Here is an 18079-nt window from a genome sequence, read left to right on the forward strand (position 1 = left end):
AATGGATTTTAAAGCACAGATACTTCAGGGTATTCCCTCCGAAATGCCGGCAGCCAAAAAAATACCTTCCACCGTGAACAGGGCTCCAAAAAGAAAGGAAATCCTATCATTGGAAGAAAAAAAATTGGCGATACGAAATGCCCTTCGGTATTTCCTGGCGGCATGGCACAAAGTTCTTTCAGTTGAATTTGCTCAGGAACTGCAAGACTACGGGCGGATTTACATGTACAGGTTTAAACCTGACTACGAACTCAGGGCAAGAGCCATTCATGAATACCCGGCCGAAACATCCCAGGCAGCAGCTATCATGCTGATGATCCAGAACAATCTGGATCCGGCTGTGGCACAACATCCAGAGGAACTGATTACCTATGGGGGCAATGGGGCAGTTTTTCAGAATTGGGCACAGTATCTATTGACCATGAAATATTTGGCCACCATGACGGAAGAGCAGACCTTACATATCTATTCCGGGCATCCTATGGGGTTGTTTCCCTCTTCAAAGGAGGCACCGCGCGTGGTGGTTACAAACGGCATGATGATCCCAAACTATTCCAAACCAGATGATTGGGAAAAATATAATGCCTTGGGTGTTACCCAGTACGGTCAAATGACAGCAGGTTCTTATATGTATATTGGTCCGCAGGGAATTGTGCACGGCACGGCCATTACGGTGATGAATGCTTTTAGAAAAGTGTTGAATAAAGAAGAGGACTCCACTGGAAAAATATTTTTGACCGCGGGGCTCGGTGGTATGAGCGGAGCGCAACCAAAAGCAGGAAATATAGCAGGATGCATAACCGTTTGTGCAGAAATAAATCCGGCAGCAGCTACGAAAAGACACGAACAGGGCTGGGTAGATGAACTTTTGGAAGACCTTGATCAATTGACCAAAAGGGTACAAAAAGCCATCCAACAAAAGGAGGTAGTGTCCATTGCCTTTATTGGAAACATTGTGGATGTTTGGGAAAAATTCTATGAGGAGGAAGTATTTATCCATTTGGGATCGGACCAAACCTCCCTTCACAATCCTTGGTCTGGCGGATATTACCCCGTTGGATTGACTTTTGAAGAATCCAATAAACTCATGAGTACTCAACCAGAAGCATTTAAAGAAAAGGTACAAGAATCATTGAGAAGACAGGTCACTGCTATTAATAAGCATACGGCTAATGGAACCTATTTTTTTGATTATGGCAACGCCTTTCTTCTAGAAGCTTCCCGAGCCGGTGCAGATGTAATGGCTGAAAATGAGATCGACTTTAGATATCCTTCCTATGTGCAAGATATTTTGGGGCCCATGTGTTTTGATTATGGCTTTGGACCCTTTAGATGGGTGTGTACTTCAGGGGATGCAGCGGATTTAAGAAAGACCGATGCTATTGCCTTAGGAGTAATGGAGGGCATTAAAGTCAATGCACCATCAGAAATTCAACAGCAGATGGCCGATAACATAAAGTGGATTCGTGAAGCCGAATCCAATAAACTGGTCGTAGGTTCTCAAGCGAGAATTTTATATGCCGATGCCGAGGGCCGCGCCAAGATCGCAGAAGCATTCAACCAAGCCATTAAATCAAAAGAAATTACTGCCCCCATTGTTCTGGGAAGGGACCACCATGATGTTAGCGGTACCGATTCACCCTTTAGGGAGACCAGTAATATTTATGACGGCAGTAAGTTTACGGCCGATATGGCCATCCATAATGTAATAGGGGATAGTTTTAGGGGAGCTACCTGGGTATCCATCCATAATGGTGGCGGCGTTGGATGGGGAGAAGTTATCAATGGCGGCTTCGGCATGGTACTGGATGGTTCTGAAGAAGCGTCCAGGAAACTAAAAAATATGTTGTTCTATGATGTGAACAACGGTATTTCTAGAAGAAGTTGGGCCAGAAACAAGGAGGCATTATTTGCAATACAACGTGAGATGGACAGGACTCCTAATTTAAAAGTCACCCTTCCCAATCTAGTGGAGGATAATTTATTGGAAGGATTATTCGATAAAAATTAGCCTATTGTTATCTAATTGAGGAAGGGGATCACCTCTAAGTTGAGTTTCATCTCCATTAAGTGGTTCCGTCTTTTGATTTGCCAATTTGACCTTCCTCAGGCATCCCTACCATTTAAAAAATAAGATAATGTATCTTTAGAGTTGGATAAAATTTCAATTATTATAATCACCTCCCATTTAATACGGTAAGTGGCCCATGAATACCAAAAATAAAAGTCTAAACCTTGAAAATATTTACGACTTCATCAATAATGAGGAAGACGCTAGAATATGTAAGGATATAGAGGAATCAGCATGTAGATCAACACCTAAAAACTATTTTCTTATTCTGATCAGTAACACTCTCACATCCTTGGGAGATACGCTGAGTAACCCTAAAACGGTTCTGGCTTGGCTGATGAGCTATGTAAACGCCCCCGTCTACCTGATCAGTTTTATTGTACCCATTCGCGAATCTGGCTCTATGTTGCCCCAAATTGTTATCGCGAGTTATGTTCGAAAAAAAGAAATTCGAAAATGGATTTGGGTCATAGGCTCTGTACTTCAATTTTTTTCCATTTCGGCCATAGGATTGATCGCAATGTATTTTGAAGGAGCGGTGGCAGGTTGGTATATTGTTCTTTGTCTAGTGGCATTTAGTCTTTCCCGTGGACTTTGTTCCGTGGCTTCAAAGGATGTTCTAGGCAAGACCATTCCTAAAACGAGACGCGGTAAACTAAAGGGCTATACCGCTTCTGTATCTGGCGTATTGGTCCTTTTGGCAGGATTGTTTATGATCTATAAATCCAAAGAGGATCAGGATGTACTCTTTTATAGTTATATTATTTTCTTTGCAGGGAGTCTATGGTTGATGGCTGCCCTAGTTTATGCCAATATCAAAGAATTTCCTGGAGAAACCTCGGGCGGAAAAAATGGCTTGAAGGAGGCACTGGCGAAAATGAGCTTGGTTAAAACGGACAAACCTTTCAGGAATTTCATTATCTCCAGATCCCTTTTGCTCTGCTCTGCCCTAACAGCCCCTTATTATGTGCTATTGGCGCAGACCTATTTGGGGAAGGAAAGCTACCTCTTGGGTCTCTTTATCATTGCCAACGGCCTAGCTTCCATCATTAGTGCTCCATTCTGGGGAGCTATGGCGGACAAATCCAGTAAGAATGTTATGGTTAGGAGCGGTTTAATTGCCGCCCTGCTGGGTATTGCCATTTTTGTTATCATAACATGGATGGACAGTTTAAGAGAAAATTACTGGTTATATCCTTTAGCTTTTTTCTTGCTTGGTATAGCTCATAGCGGGGTTAGGTTAGGTAGAAAAACCTATATTGTAGATATGGCAGGGGGCAACAAAAGAACTGACTACGTTGCCGTTAGCAATACACTTATTGGGATCATACTTTTGATCACCGGAGGAATAAGTGCTTTAGCATCCATATTTTCGGTTGAGGGGATAATACTAGTCCTGTCGCTATTTGGAATCGCAGGAGCTTACACCAGTTCCAGATTACCTGAGGTACAATAGCCGTCAATTCAGTTGAGGAGCAATTAATATTGAACAAATAATCAAAACACGAATAAATGGAAGCCTATTCCAAACCAAAACCTGAAAACTGGACCGGACGTGAGTCGGACCAGAACCTATATCTTCATCAAAAGATCAGATTCCTGGACATTGAATCTTTGGCTCAAGCACAGATCAAAAAATCGGACATTGTCTTTTTAGGTTACGCTTGCGATGAGGGGGTAAAAAGGAACAAGGGAAGGGAAGGTGCACGAATGGGTCCGGATGCCATTAGAATGCAATTGGGAAAACAACCCGAACATTTATCAGAGACCCAATCTATTTTTGATGCTGGCACAATTGATTGCAATGATGGCGATTTAAAAAAAACACAGCGTCGATTAACGCAAACCGTCAAAACATTATTGGGAATGAATGTATTTCCTATTCTTTTAGGGGGTGGCCATGATATAGCCTATGCCCATTATAATGGTATTAAGGAACATTTGAAATCCCAAGGAGGTAGCAAAACTATAGGCATAATAAATTTTGATGCCCATTTTGATCTGCGCTCCAATGAAGATGGCGCTAATTCTGGCACACCTTTTTATCAGATTGCCGAAGAATGTGAAGTGGAAGGAACAGCTTTCCGCTATATGTGCCTGGGCATAAGAAAAGATGCCAATAGCAAGGTCCTCTTTGAAACTGCTGAAAACCGTGAAGTCACCTTTGTGGAAAACGAGCATTTTAGCATGCACTATTTGGCCCATGACCTTAAGATTATCCAGCATTTTATTAAAGAGGTAGACGTAATCTATACGACCATAGATCTGGACGGATTTTCATCGGCATATGCCCCAGGGGTGAGTGCTCCGTCCCCATTGGGATTTGCTCCAGACATCGTTATGGAAGTTTTGAAAATAATTATTGACTCCGATAAATTAATAAGCTTGGACATAGCTGAGCTAAATCCAAGCTTAGACATAGATCATCAAACAGCCAAATTGGCTGCGGGATTAATTCATTTTATAATGCATAGATTGGATTACTCCAACCAAGACTGATAATAGGTTCCATCGTCAATGTCCAGTGCAGTCTGGGTAATTTGCAAGGGCTTAAATGTATCTATCATTACTGCCAATTCCTCGGTTTTTGTATGGCCAATACTTCGTTCATAGGCTCCGGGGTGCGGCCCATGGGGAATGCCTGCGGGGTGCAGGGAGATATATCCTTTGTCAATATTATTTCTACTCATAAAATCGCCATCCACATAATATAGCACCTCATCAGAATCTATATTACTGTGATTATAGGGTGCCGGAATGGATTCCGGATGGTAATCATACATCCTCGGACAGAAAGAGCAGACCACAAAGGCACTTGTTTCAAAAGTCTGATGTACTGGTGGTGGTTGGTGTACCCTCCCGGTTATTGGTTCAAAATCATGAATGGAAAATGCATATGGGAAATTGTACCCATCCCAACCAACAACATCAAAAGGATGGGAAGCATACGTTAAGTGATGTAATTGCCCTTGTTTTTTAACCTTGATCACAAAATCGCCCCATTCGTCATGTGCTTTTAAATCTTTAGGCAACTTAAAATCACGTTCACAAAAAGGGGAATGTTCCAAATGTTGGCCAAACCAGTTTCTATATCGCTTTGGAGTATATATAGGATGATAGGATTCCGCAATTAACAATCGGTTATCCTCAGTATCAAATGTAATCTGGTAGATCATCCCCCTTGGGATAATAATATAATCGCCATATTCAAAAGGGATCTCTCCCAACATGGTCTTTAAAATGCCTGTTCCCTTATGGATAAAAAGCATCTCATCGGCATCGGTATTCTTATAAAAATAATCCGTCATGGATTTTTTTGGAGCGGCAAGACCCACATGCACATCGTTGTTGAAGAGCACAATTTTTCTACTCTCAAGAAAGTCATTTTCCGGCTTTACCTGGAACCCTTTCAACAGCCTGGATTTTATGTTGTGTTCCACAGCCGCTTTTGGTCTCATATCAATACTCTTGCCCACTTCCTTGACCATGGTTGGTCGGTGCAAATGGTACATAAGGGATGACATTCCATCAAAACCTATGGTTCCGAATAATTGTTCATAATGCAAGGTTCCATCTTCCTTCTTAAAAATGGTGTGCCTTTTATGAGGTAGTTTACCTAATTTATGATAAAGTGGCATGTGATTTATTCTTTATTATATCCTCAGTAAAAATACGATAAAATAAAGATTTTGTAAAATATTAATCCCCAAATGAATAATAATTAAAGGAACTGCAAATACTGGAAATGGGTACTATCCCAGAAACAAAAAAAGCCTCCCATATAGGAAAGCCTTTCATTGGTTGGACCGAACAACAATTCGGTTTCCACAACCTTGGTCTCAAATGAGACACAACACAACCAAGCAAAGATAGTAAAGGAAATTAATATGACTGCATCCCCTCCCTTCAATTTTTCATATCCATTTTGAAAAGAGCATTACTTTTTATTGGAATATGGCCTTACAATTAATCGTGCCGCCTTGTCATAATTGATATAATTATATGCCCAGTTGAAAAAGACGATCACTTTGTTTCTAAAGCCCACCAAGGCCATAAGATGCACAAACATCCAAATGAACCAGGCTAAGAAACCTCCGAACTGTAATTTATGAAGATCCACCACCGCCCTGTTGCGCCCCACTGTGGCCATGCTTCCCTTATCAAAGTAGGAAAATGGTTCCATGGTTTTCCCAGCTAAAATCCTTTCGAAATTATTGGCCAAGTGCTGCCCTTGTTGAATGGCTGGCTGTGCCACTTGAGGGTGGCCCTTAGGGTACTCATCGGAATTCATGGAAGCGATATCCCCAATAGCAAAAATATGATCATAGCCCTCTATTTGATTAAAGGCGTTTACCTTATACCTATTTAACCGATCTACTAAAGTTTTATTTGAAAATCCTTCCAATAAGGCACCAGTTACTCCAGCCGCCCAAATGAAATTTTTGGTTTTCATCACCTCCCCGTTTTCCAAAGTCATTTTTTCCCCATCATAATCCTTCACTATGGTCTTTAAATGAATACTCACTCCCAATTCCTCTAAAAATTGGGTTGCTTTCTCCGATGCTTTTTCACTCATAGGAGGCAATATTCTATCGGCGCCTTCAAACAAATGGATCTCCATGTTATCGACGTTCAGATGTTTGTAATCCTTAGGGAACACATTTTTTTTGAGTTCAGCAAAGGCTCCGGATAGCTCTACTCCAGTTGGCCCCCCTCCTACAATGCAAAAGTTCATCAACATCTTTCGTTCTTCCAGGCTTACTGCATCATCTGCCTTTTCAAAATTCTGTAGCATAAGACTGCGTATGTTTAACGCTTGAGGCACACTTTTCATGGGCATAGCGTGTTCTTGGATACTGGTATTCCCAAAAAAATTGGTTTTGGTGCCCGTGGCAATTACCAAGTAATCAAAGGTAAGCTTGCCTATATCAGTCACCACCTCTTTGGCCTCCACATTGATTTTTTGTACGGTTGCCAATCGAAAATAAAAATTGTTGAGACGGTTTAAAATTTTACGGATGGGATAGGCTATAGAATCTGGCTCGAGACCACTTGTGGACACTTGGTACAATAAAGGTTGAAAAGTATGGTAATTGTGCTTATCGATGACCACAACCTGCACATCCAAATTTTTAAGTTTTTTGGCCAAGGAGATTCCTCCAAATCCGGCTCCTATGATTACAATTCGCCTTTTACCTATATCCGGAAGGTTCATAATGTCTATTTCTTGATAAAATTACTGAATATTAAGCAGATAGGAAGTTATAATTGGGCAATTTATGTATGTGTATGAATCCGATGAACAGCACATAAAATAGTTAAGAAAACGGCGTTAAGTAACTTAGCGGGATTTGTGACTGCTTGTCGTAAACTTGAATAAAAAAGAATATATTCTCAATATATTTGTAGGGTTGATACTACAAACCTACAGTATGCAAAAATTTATACAAATCCCAGTCTTGTGTTGTTTCCTATTCATCACAACCCTTATTTCTTGTTCCAGTGAAAGCCTGGAAGTTAACGAAGAATTACAACTAGAAGAGTTTGATACCGAAACAATTACGGTGGTCAATCCAGAGAACAAAGAGGTCTCCAATGAAGTTTGGACAGAGACGTCCAACTGGTTGGGAAAAATGCAACTGTCCAATGGCTTACTGGAAAGTACTGAAAATGGCGATTTTGTTTCCTTATACGATAATGCCCTGTCTGCCATAGCTTTTACGGCTTTGAAAAAATACGATAAGGCAGAGGCCATCTTTGACTATTTTGATGGACAAATAGAGAATGAACTTTTAAAAGGAAATGGCGGATTCTACGCGACCAGAAACAAACAGGGAGATCATCATGACAGGATCTGGATGGGAGATAATGCTTGGTTGCTAATTGCACTGAACAATTACCACCAGGCCACGGGTTCAAATAAATACAATCGTTTGTCCAGTGAACTGGAATTATGGTTACGATCCTTACAAGATGAGGATGGCGGTCTCTTTGGAGGACAAAATGAGGATGGAACATCTATTCATAAAGTAACTGAAGGCATAGTAACCGCTTTTAACGCTGTGAAGGGGTATGACGATTTTCATAAGAACATACTTCTTTATCTAAAAAACGAACGTTGGGATTCCAATGAGCAATTATTGGTGGCCTGGCCAGAGAATCCTGCCTACAAATACGCTTTGGACCTTCATACCTTGGGTTTCAATACCCTTGAAAACTTTCCTGTTACGGTCTTATACCAAGCCGAACGGTATAAAAACACACAGACCTCTACATTAACAGGGGAGGAAATAATTGGATATTGTTTTGATGAAGACCTAGATGTGATTTGGCTGGAAGGAACAGCGCAAATGGCAGTGGCATTTCAAAATGCAGGATTGGAGAGTGAGGCCAATGTACTTTTAGAGGAATTAGAGAAGACCTTCATTAAAAGTACAACTTTGGTAAATGCCAAAGGTATTCCCTATACTTCCAATTTTGGGACAACATATGGATCAGAGGATCTTTGGGACCACGCGGATATTACTTCAACCATATCTTCAAGCGTATGGTACCTTTTTGCCAAATTAGAATTTAGTCCATTGGCATTAGGCAAAAATAAAAGTATCCCGTCGCAGGATAAGTTCTGGAACCAATAAATCCAAATAGAATTATCACTTTGTTAACACCTCAAATATATGATATGTAGTAACTTAACAATAAAAATGAAAGTTTCTACAATGGGTACGGTAGCCATAACCACTATTGCCCTCCTACTTTTAACTATTATGGCAGCACTAGATTACCCCTTTAATTGGGTATTCTATTTGACCGTTTTGGGCCAAGCCCTTCTGATATACATGGTGTATAGGGTATTGGTGGACGACTATAAAACCTATAAGACATTTGAGGACTTCTATGAGGACCATCCCATAGGAAAGGAATCTAACCGGTAAAGTGGATTTCCGAATGTTTTTTGGATCCCGATGAGGCACCCATCCCCAATTCAGGGATGACGAGTAATGGTACGTGTGAATGAAAAACCAAACGATTTACAATGGGTTCCTTTGTTAGATTTTCTATAAGGCTGTGTTGGTAATTGAGCATGGCCAACAAATGTATATCCATCTCGTCCGTAAAGGCCTCCAATGTTTTAGAAACAGAGTTTAATTCTGAAACAGTATGTATACTGTGTTCCACACCCTTTAAATATTTACAAAGCATATCTAAATTGAACTGTTGGATTTCCGTCAGTTCCTTTTTTTTATATTGCACATGAACGATACGAATGGATGCTTTAAAAGCTTTTGCCATTTCTAAAAGGGGTTGCAATTCCGAAATTGTATAAAACCGGTTAAAATCTGTAGCGAAGGCAATTTCAGAAAGTGCAGAAAACTGAAAATCCTTTGGAATGGCAAGTACCGGACAATTTTTAATGCTTTTGATGATACGGACCGTATTACTTCCCATAAATACCTCTTCCAAACCAGTTGCTCCCTTTGCCCCTGTTACTATTAGATCTATTTTTTCCTGATTGACTATAGCCTTGATCTTATTAACCAATAAGTTAAAGGAGGAAATGGTCTTATACCTATGGTTTGGATACTTACAAGTTTCATCTATTTTCTTTACCACCTTTTTTAATGCATTCTCTGAATTCGTTTTAATGACATCTTCCAAATCATGTCCTGCCAGAGCCTCGGCCATAAAACTACTTGAAGCTTTTGCAGGCGTATATGTATTTAATAAATAGAATATACAATCCGAATCCTTGTACATTTCAATGGCATATTTAGTCGCATTCCAAGCGTCTTCAGAAAAATCGGTAGCTATTAATATTTTCTTCAAAGTACTATAAATAAAGATCCCTAACTCCCATTAATTAACGGGTAGGTCAAAATTATAGGAAGACCTAAATGGAAACTATGACTTTAATCAGGTTTCGAAAAAGCTACCTAATCTAACGAAAACTGACAGATGTCATATTTTAAAGGTATATGGGACTTCACTTTTGTACCGGGTAAAATGAACAAAAATATGGGTACAGACACATGTTACCATTGTGGGGACAATTGCGTTCAAGATAACATTGTATATGATCAAAAAAACTTCTGTTGCCAAGGTTGCCGAACGGTTTACGAGATATTTTCGAGTAATGACCTCACCTATTACTATGACTTGCAAGCAGCTGCAGGAGCCTCTCCAAAAATTACTGAATGCAAATATGACTTTCTTTCGTCAGAGGCGATCACAGACAAATTAGTAGAGTTCCAAGATGACGACATGCAGATCATTTCGCTCTATATTCCCCATATCCATTGTAGTTCCTGTATTTGGATCTTGGAAAACCTTAATAAACTCCATAAATCCATTTTTAGCTCACAGGTAGATTTTCCAAAAAAAAGAATCAGAATAAGCTATAATTGGCAGACCATCAGTCTAAAAGAGCTGGTTCTTTTACTGACCCGAATTGGATATGAGCCCAATATCTCCCTGGAGGATTACGACCAAAAAATAAATAAAAAAGAGTATACCCTGATCTACCAATTGGGAGTGGCGGGTTTCGCCTTTGGCAATATAATGTTCCTATCCTTTCCAGAATATTTTGAAGTTGGAGAGTTTTGGATAGAACAGTATAAGCCCCTTTTCCGCTGGCTTATGTTCTTTTTTTCCCTTCCTGTTGTATTTTACGCAGCCCGGGATTATTTTATATCAGCCTATAAAGGTATCCGCTCCAATTTATTGAATCTAGATGTCCCCATAGCTTTGGGAATATCTGTCCTTTTTATTAGAAGTTCTCTGGAAATTATTTTCGATTGGGGATCTGGATTTTTTGATAGTTTGGCGGGATTGGTTTTCTTTTTATTATTGGGAAAGTTTTTCCAACAGCAAACCTATTCCTTTCTTTCCTTTGAGAGGGACTATAAATCTTATTTTCCCGTTGCCATCACCCGGATTTTAAATGATGGCACGGAAGATACCGTACCACTTCACCATATCAAAAAAGGAGATCGTCTTCTGATCAGAAACGAAGAATTGATTCCTGTGGACGGACTGTTACTACTTGGCAATGCGAAGATCGATTATAGTTTTGTCAGTGGGGAATCTGCCCCTGTTTACAAAGAACCCGGTGATAAAATTTATGCCGGGGGGAAACAGCTTTCGGGAGCGTTTGAAATGGAGGCTCTAAAATCTGTCCCACAAAGTTATCTGACCCGATTATGGGGAAATGCCATTTTCCAAAAAGATCGCACCACTAGTTTTCGGACCCTAACAGATCGTATTGGAAAAAGGTTTACCATAGGGGTACTTACAATAGCATTCACTGCGGCCCTATTTTGGTTATTTATAGACAGTGGTAGGTTGATTAATGTATTTACTGCAGTACTTATTATTGCATGTCCTTGTGCCATCGCCTTGGCAGCTCCCTTTACCTTGGGCAATATGCTTCGTATTTTTGGACACAAAAAATTCTATCTCAAAGACAGTCAGACCATTGAACGGCTAGCGCGGGTGAATATGGCCATATTTGACAAAACAGGAACCATTACCACTACAAAAAAAGAAACGGTTAGCTATCAAGGGATGGACCTTACATTAGCAGAAGAATCCCTCCTAAAAAATACACTTCGGGCCTCTAACCATCCCTTGAGTAGGGCACTTTACGACTTATTGGCCGAGCATGATATAGTCACACTGGATGAATATCAAGAACATATAGGCCATGGTATCCAAGGTGCTAAGGAAGACGGACAAATAAAAATTGGGTCTGCAACCTTTGTAGGCAATAAGAGCGGGTTGGCCAACCAAAATACGGCTGTACATATCAGTGCCAACGATGAGTACAAAGGTTGCTTTGTATTTCATAATGAATATAGGGAAGGGATCTCTAATGTATTTAATAGCATGCAAAGTAATATGGAATTGGCCATTCTATCTGGTGACAATGCCGGTGAAAAATCCAATTTGGAGGCATTGGTACCCTTGGGCACTCCGCTACACTTCAATCAAAAACCAGAAGATAAATTAGACTTTATAGCCACCCAACAGCAAAAACATAAAAGGGTATTAATGGTGGGTGACGGACTCAATGATGCTGGCGCCCTGGCTCAAAGCGATGTGGGCATTGCCATCTCAGAAAATATAAATGTGTTTTCACCTGCCTGTGATGCTATTTTGGACGCCACAAAATTACCACAATTACCTTCCTACATATTAGCTTCAAAGCAAGCCATGAAGGTTATCAAGTTGAGTTTTGTATTGTCCCTGCTCTATAATGTAATTGGATTGTTTTTTGCCGTTACCGGACAATTGGAACCAGTGATAGCTGCTATTTTAATGCCCTTGAGTTCCATTAGCATCGTAGCGTTTACAACGGTGGCAACCCATATAATTGGAAAAAAATTATCCTAAGGCATTGGCAACCAACAATATGAAAAACCAAAATCTAAAACCTGATAAATGTCATTTTTTGTCCTTTGCGGCAGACCTAGTTTTACGCCAAAATTGGAATAGGTATGAGTGTTATATATGTGTTGTTGACAATTAGTATCGTAGTTGCGGTAGTCTTTTTTACCGCATTTATTTTTTCCGTCAAAAATGGTCAATATGATGACACCTATACCCCTTCCGTGCGCATGCTCTTCGAAGATGAACTGGTCAAAGCCGCACCTGAACCAGAATCCAAAAAATTGAATCAACCAAAAGAGAATAATCAATAAAATTATGGAAGTACAACAGTTTTATTACGATAACAAAATCGTAAAGAATTTCATTTATGCCACCTTATTCTGGGGAATTATAGGAATGACCGTTGGTCTCTTGTTGGCCTTTATGTTTATTTTTCCCAATGTTACCGATGGTATCTCCTGGCTTAGTTTTGGTCGTTTAAGACCTTTACACACCAATGCCGTCATCTTTGCCTTCGTTGGAAACGCCATTTTTGCGGGAGTGTATTACTCTACCCAGAGGTTATTAAAGGCGAGAATGTACAGTGATGCCTTGAGCAAATTTAATTTTTGGGGTTGGCAGGCCATTATTGTTGCTGCTGCTATCACCTTGCCTTTAGGTTATTCCACTTCCAAGGAATACGCAGAATTGGAATGGCCCATAGATATTGCCATTGCCTTGGTATGGGTTGCTTTTGGCGCTAACCTTATCGGGACGATGATAAAAAGGAGACAACGTCATCTGTATGTGGCCATTTGGTTTTATCTCGCCACTTTTGTTACTGTTGCCGTGCTTCATATCTTCAATAGCTTGGAACTTCCAGTTAGTGCCTTAAAAAGCTATTCGGTTTACGCTGGAGTCCAAGATGCCTTGGTACAGTGGTGGTATGGACACAATGCCGTGGCCTTTTTCCTGACCACCCCGTTTTTAGGGCTTATGTATTATTTTGTCCCCAAGGCTGCGAACAGGCCGGTGTACTCCTATAGGTTGTCCATTGTCCATTTTTGGTCCCTGATCTTTATCTATATATGGGCGGGGCCCCACCATTTGTTATACTCAACATTACCTGAATGGGCGCAGAATTTAGGAGTTGCCTTCTCCATTATGTTGATCGCACCTTCCTGGGGCGGAATGATCAATGGGTTGTTGACCCTAAGAGGAGCATGGGATAAAGTGAGAACGGATGCAACCTTGAAATTCATGGTAGTTGCCATTACCGGATATGGGATGGCCACCTTTGAAGGACCAATGTTATCCCTAAAAAATGTAAATGCCATTGCCCATTTCAGTGATTGGATCATTGCCCATGTCCATGTAGGGGCATTGGCCTGGAATGGTTTCTTAGCTTTTGGTATGATCTACTGGTTGGTTCCCAAAATGTTCAAAACCAGTCTATATTCCAAGGGTCTGGCAAATTTTCATTTCTGGATAGGAACCTTGGGGATTATACTTTATGCCCTTCCCATGTATGTGGCAGGGTTTACCCAAGCTTTAATGTGGAAAGAATTTAATCCGGATGGAACGTTGGCCTATGGGAATTTCCTGGAAACAGTTACTGAAATTATGCCCATGTATTGGATGAGGGCAATAGGGGGCAGTCTATATATCATAGGAGCAATTGTAATGGTCTACAACATGGTTGCCACCATAAGAAAAGGTACCGAAGTAGCCGATGAATTGGCAGAAGCTCCGGCACTGACAAAAATATTGAAAAGGAGAATTGCGGGAGAGACATTCCATACCTGGTTGGAGCGTAAACCTGTACAATTGACCCTCCTTGCCACAGTGGCCATTTTAATTGGTGGGGTCATACAAATTGTTCCGACCATCTTGGTAAAATCCAACATACCTACCATCACAAGTGTAAAGCCATATACGCCTTTAGAATTGGAGGGTAGGGATCTATATATACGTGAGGGATGTGTCGGTTGCCACTCACAAATGGTCCGCCCTTTTAGAAGTGAGGTGGAGCGCTATGGGGAATATGCCAAAGCTGGGGAATTTGTGTATGACCACCCCTTTCTATGGGGCAGTAAAAGAACAGGCCCAGATTTACTTCGGGTAGGAGGTAAATACTCGGACAATTGGCACCTAAACCACATGTACGATCCCCAAAGCACCTCTTCAGGTTCAATTATGCCCGCCTATCAGTGGTTGGTTAGGGATAAGCTGGATAGGAGTGACATTACAGGCAAATTGAAGGCCATGGTTGCCCTGGGCGTCCCTTATACCGAAGCGGATATTGCCAATGCCAACGAGAATATGGACGCTCAAGCATTAAAAATTGAACAGAACTTATACTCCGACCCTGATTTTGCTTCCAATTATGAAGCGGATAAGGCCTCTGCCAAGGAGAGCGGAGAGAATTTTGTAAACATGAGAGATCGAGAGATCGTAGCCCTTATTGCTTATTTACAACGTTTGGGTACCGATATTAAGATCAAAGAAACCAATGAAGTTATTTCACAAAACCAATAGACCATGCTGAAATTTGTAAAAAACTATATGGAGACCATAGATGGCGTTGCCACCTATCCCATGATATCACTTCTCATCTTTTTTGTCTTTTTTGCCATTCTTTTTTGGTGGGTATTTACGGCCTCAAAAGAGCATATCACAGAGGTAAGTAGAATACCTTTAGAAGAAGACACCAACCAAAACAAACAAACACTATGAAAAATATGTCGCCTTGGTGGATCCGCATCCCCCTGTTTTTCTTTATCATCTTCGGATTGATGGAGTATGTTATAGATTCTGGAGATCAACTAGCCATTATTGCCTATCCCATCACACAGCTATTTTTGTTGTTGGTGTTAATGATTTTGATAGCCATGGAACTTATTTTACAATCTATAGAGAATGTAATGTTCCATACCCTTCCCGAAAAAGCAAAAGAGCGCTATCTGGCCACCCCATCCAAAACATGGGAATGGACATGGGCTAAAAAATGGTACCAAAAGCTTACGGGTAACAAACCCATTGAAGAGGAGGGGGAGATTATCCTGGACCATAATTATGATGGGATCAGAGAACTGGATAACGATATGCCACCTTGGTGGGTATATATGTTTTACGCGACCATTGTGTTCGGGGTAATTTACCTTGCCCGTTACCATGTTTTCAATGGCGTTGGACAAAACATGGAATATGAAATTGAAGTGGCAGAGGCCCAATTGGCCATAGACGAGTATAAAAAGAATGCAAAAGACCTCGTGGATATTAATACTGTCGAGTTTTTAGCTGATGCATCGGATCTTAAAGCTGGAAAAACCATCTTCAACAACAATTGTGTAGCCTGTCATATGGCCGATGGAGGAGGCGGAATTGGCCCCAACCTAACAGACCCTTATTGGATATTGGGAGGCGGCATTAAAAATATCTTTCAAACCATTTCTGAAGGAGGAAGGGACGGCAAAGGGATGATTGCATGGAAGCAGACCTTAAAACCATTGGAGATGGCACAGGTTTCCAGTTATGTATTGACCATGGAAGGAAAAGAACCTGCCAATCCAAAAGAAGCCCAAGGTGAACTATGGATTGATGAAACCAAGCAGAAACAAAATGCCATTCTTGACGAAAACAAGGAACAAGTAAAAGATACGGTGACCGTTGCAATGAACTGAAAATCTTTCAGGCATAAATCATATCCAAAGGGAAATAAAAACGCATGGACGATAATTTCAGGGATTCAATAGGTACCATTAATAAGGAAGGGAAGCGCTCTTGGATTTTTCCCAAAAAACCTAGTGGCAGGTACTATACCTATCGGAAATGGGTAAGTTATGTTCTTTTATTGTTCCTGCTGTCGTCACCCTTTATAAAAATAAATGGGAATCAGTTCTTGATGTTCAATGTCTTAGAGCGCAGGTTCAATATTTTTGGATTTCCATTTTGGCCACAAGATTTTCATCTGTTCGTCATTTCCATGATCACCGGTGTTATTTTTGTCGCCCTCTTTACGGTTGCTTTCGGCCGTATTTTCTGTGGCTGGATATGCCCCCAAACTATTTTTATGGAGATGGTATTTCGCAGGATCGAGTTTTTAATTGACGGGGACAGGGGAGCACAGATAAAGTTGGACAAACAATCGTGGAATGCGGAGAAAATCAGAAAAAGGGTTTTAAAATGGACTGTGTTCCTGATTATTTCCTTTCTGATCGCCAATGTATTTTTGGCTTACCTGATAGGGAGCGATAAATTATTTCAATACATCATTGATGGGCCCTTACAACACGTAAGCACCCTTATTTCCCTGATCATTTTTACAATGGTTTTCTATTTTGTATTTGCTTGGTTCAGAGAACAAGTATGTATCATAGCCTGCCCTTATGGACGTATGCAAGGCGTTTTATTGGACAACAAATCCATTATTGTCGCCTATGACCATAAAAGGGGGGAAAGAGAAAACGGAAGAAAGAAATTCAGAAAAAATGAAGACAGGGAAGCTTTGGGCCATGGAGACTGTATTGATTGTTTCCAATGTGTAAATGTGTGTCCTACTGGGATCGATATCCGTAATGGCACCCAATTGGAATGCGTCAATTGCACTGCCTGTATAGATGAATGCGATCATATCATGGAAAAGGTAAATCTTCCCAAAGGACTTATACGATATGCAAGTGAAGACAATATAGAACAAAAAGAAAAATTTAAGTTCACCCCTAGACTTAAAGGGTATTCGGCCATTTTGGTCATATTGACTGGGGTCCTGATCGGCATGCTTTTTTTAAGAAATGACATAGAGGCCAATATCCTAAGACTACCAGGACAACTCTACGAGCATAAGGAAGGAAATATCATCAGCAATGTGTATACCTATAAATTACTGAATAAGACCACTTTGGACATAGCCGATGTACATTTTGAACTCATGTCGCACAAAGGCAATATCAAGTTGGTAAGAAATCAGAACTTTAGTGTTCCAGCACAGCAATCATCAGAAGGCACTTTATTTATTGAAATAAATAATTCCGTGTTGAACGGGGACAAGGACAAATTAAAAATAGGGATCTACAGCGGGAAAAATTTAATTGAATCAACTACCGCAAGATTCTTGGCACCTAGAAGTTATAAATAAAGTGATTCAAATTAAAATACTATTATCATGAAAATAAATTGGGGAACAGCAGTAGTCTTAGCCTTCATTGCCTTTATAAGCTTTATCCTATTTTTTGTGGTCAGGATGACGATGGATAGTAACTCCAATCACGATCTGGTGACCGAAGGATATTATAAAGAAGAGCTGGGCTTTCAAAAAAAAATGGATGCCGAACACAATGCCAATAATTTAAGCACAAAGATTAGCATTGAAAAGACCGATTTAGGTTGGGAAATAAGCTTTCCAGAAGCCATGGAACCACAAAAATTAATGGGAACAGTGTCCTTATACAGACCATCTAATAAGCACTTGGATTTTGATTTACCTATCAATATATCCAATTCAAATTTGCTCATACCCGACAAACGCTTGTTGGATGGTCGATGGGACATTACGATTTCCCTGGAATATGAAAACAAAAACTATTTACACAAGGAAAGCCTGACCTATATTAAAAATTAATGAACAAAATTGCAAAAACC

General features: G+C 40.4%; 15 protein-coding genes. 12 read left to right on the plus strand and 3 right to left on the minus strand.

Translation table 11 applies throughout. The features are described from left to right. Position 1: 1 nt before the first annotated feature. From SB49_RS10010 to hutG, 3 genes are all read left to right on the plus strand, one after another. On the plus strand, positions 2 to 2011 hold the full coding sequence (locus tag SB49_RS10010) for a urocanate hydratase (protein ID WP_062056184.1): 2010 nt from the start codon (positions 2 to 4) through the stop codon (positions 2009 to 2011). A gap of 196 nt (positions 2012 to 2207) precedes the next feature. After that, positions 2208 to 3527, plus strand: a complete 1320-nt coding sequence (locus SB49_RS10015) for an MFS transporter (protein WP_062056186.1) — start codon at positions 2208 to 2210, stop codon at positions 3525 to 3527. A 56-nt stretch (positions 3528 to 3583) separates the two neighbouring features. After that, entirely contained in the window at positions 3584 to 4570 is a 987-nt protein-coding gene (gene hutG, locus SB49_RS10020) for a formimidoylglutamase (protein ID WP_062056188.1), read from the plus strand. Here hutG and SB49_RS10025 read toward each other — a convergent pair. Further along, a complete protein-coding gene (locus tag SB49_RS10025) occupies positions 4552 to 5709 on the minus strand; it encodes a homogentisate 1,2-dioxygenase (protein ID WP_062056190.1) in 1158 nt (385 codons plus the stop codon). The two genes, hutG and SB49_RS10025, sit on opposite strands and share 19 nt — an antisense overlap. A gap of 299 nt (positions 5710 to 6008) precedes the next feature. Then, positions 6009 to 7286, minus strand: a complete 1278-nt coding sequence (locus tag SB49_RS10035; RefSeq protein ID WP_062056194.1) for an NAD(P)/FAD-dependent oxidoreductase — start codon at positions 7284 to 7286, stop codon at positions 6009 to 6011. A 217-nt stretch (positions 7287 to 7503) separates the two neighbouring features. On the opposite strand from SB49_RS10035, the gene SB49_RS10040 reads away from it, so the two are divergent. Both SB49_RS10040 and SB49_RS10045 read left to right on the plus strand, forming a co-directional pair. Beyond that, on the plus strand, positions 7504 to 8709 hold the full coding sequence (locus tag SB49_RS10040) for a hypothetical protein (RefSeq protein ID WP_145758377.1): 1206 nt from the start codon (positions 7504 to 7506) through the stop codon (positions 8707 to 8709). Positions 8710 to 8775: 66 nt separating this feature from the next. After that, positions 8776 to 9006, plus strand: a complete 231-nt coding sequence (locus tag SB49_RS10045) for a hypothetical protein (protein WP_062056196.1) — start codon at positions 8776 to 8778, stop codon at positions 9004 to 9006. Here the strand turns inward: SB49_RS10045 and SB49_RS10050 are convergent. Next, positions 8996 to 9898, minus strand: coding sequence for a universal stress protein (locus SB49_RS10050; RefSeq protein WP_062056198.1), 903 nt, complete (start codon positions 9896 to 9898; stop codon positions 8996 to 8998). The two genes, SB49_RS10045 and SB49_RS10050, sit on opposite strands and share 11 nt — an antisense overlap. A gap of 189 nt (positions 9899 to 10087) precedes the next feature. On the opposite strand from SB49_RS10050, the gene SB49_RS10055 reads away from it, so the two are divergent. From SB49_RS10055 to SB49_RS10085, 7 genes are all read left to right on the plus strand, one after another. Next, positions 10088 to 12463, plus strand: a complete 2376-nt coding sequence (locus SB49_RS10055; protein WP_062059091.1) for a heavy metal translocating P-type ATPase — start codon at positions 10088 to 10090, stop codon at positions 12461 to 12463. A 104-nt stretch (positions 12464 to 12567) separates the two neighbouring features. Next, positions 12568 to 12771, plus strand: a complete 204-nt coding sequence (gene ccoS / locus SB49_RS10060; RefSeq protein ID WP_062056200.1) for a cbb3-type cytochrome oxidase assembly protein CcoS — start codon at positions 12568 to 12570, stop codon at positions 12769 to 12771. 4 nt (positions 12772 to 12775) lie between these two features. Beyond that, positions 12776 to 14977: a cytochrome-c oxidase, cbb3-type subunit I gene (gene ccoN / locus SB49_RS10065; RefSeq protein WP_062056202.1), complete on the plus strand. Its 2202-nt coding sequence runs from the start codon at positions 12776 to 12778 to the stop codon at positions 14975 to 14977. 3 nt (positions 14978 to 14980) lie between these two features. Further along, complete coding sequence (locus SB49_RS10070) at positions 14981 to 15175, plus strand: CcoQ/FixQ family Cbb3-type cytochrome c oxidase assembly chaperone (protein WP_062056204.1); 195 nt, start codon at positions 14981 to 14983, stop codon at positions 15173 to 15175. Next, positions 15172 to 16122, plus strand: coding sequence for a cbb3-type cytochrome c oxidase N-terminal domain-containing protein (locus SB49_RS10075; RefSeq protein WP_062056206.1), 951 nt, complete (start codon positions 15172 to 15174; stop codon positions 16120 to 16122). Before SB49_RS10070 ends, SB49_RS10075 begins: the two co-directional genes overlap by 4 nt. Before the next feature lie 44 nt (positions 16123 to 16166). Next, positions 16167 to 17576 carry a cytochrome c oxidase accessory protein CcoG gene (ccoG, locus tag SB49_RS10080; RefSeq protein WP_062056208.1) on the plus strand — a complete coding sequence of 470 codons (1410 nt, stop codon included), beginning with the start codon at positions 16167 to 16169 and terminating at the stop codon, positions 17574 to 17576. 27 nt (positions 17577 to 17603) lie between these two features. Further along, complete coding sequence (locus SB49_RS10085; RefSeq protein WP_062056210.1) at positions 17604 to 18059, plus strand: FixH family protein; 456 nt, start codon at positions 17604 to 17606, stop codon at positions 18057 to 18059. Positions 18060 to 18079 lie beyond the last annotated feature (20 nt).

It is taken from the genome of Sediminicola sp. YIK13, from assembly GCF_001430825.1.
In the GTDB taxonomy this organism is placed as follows: Bacteria; Bacteroidota; Bacteroidia; order Flavobacteriales; family Flavobacteriaceae; genus Sediminicola.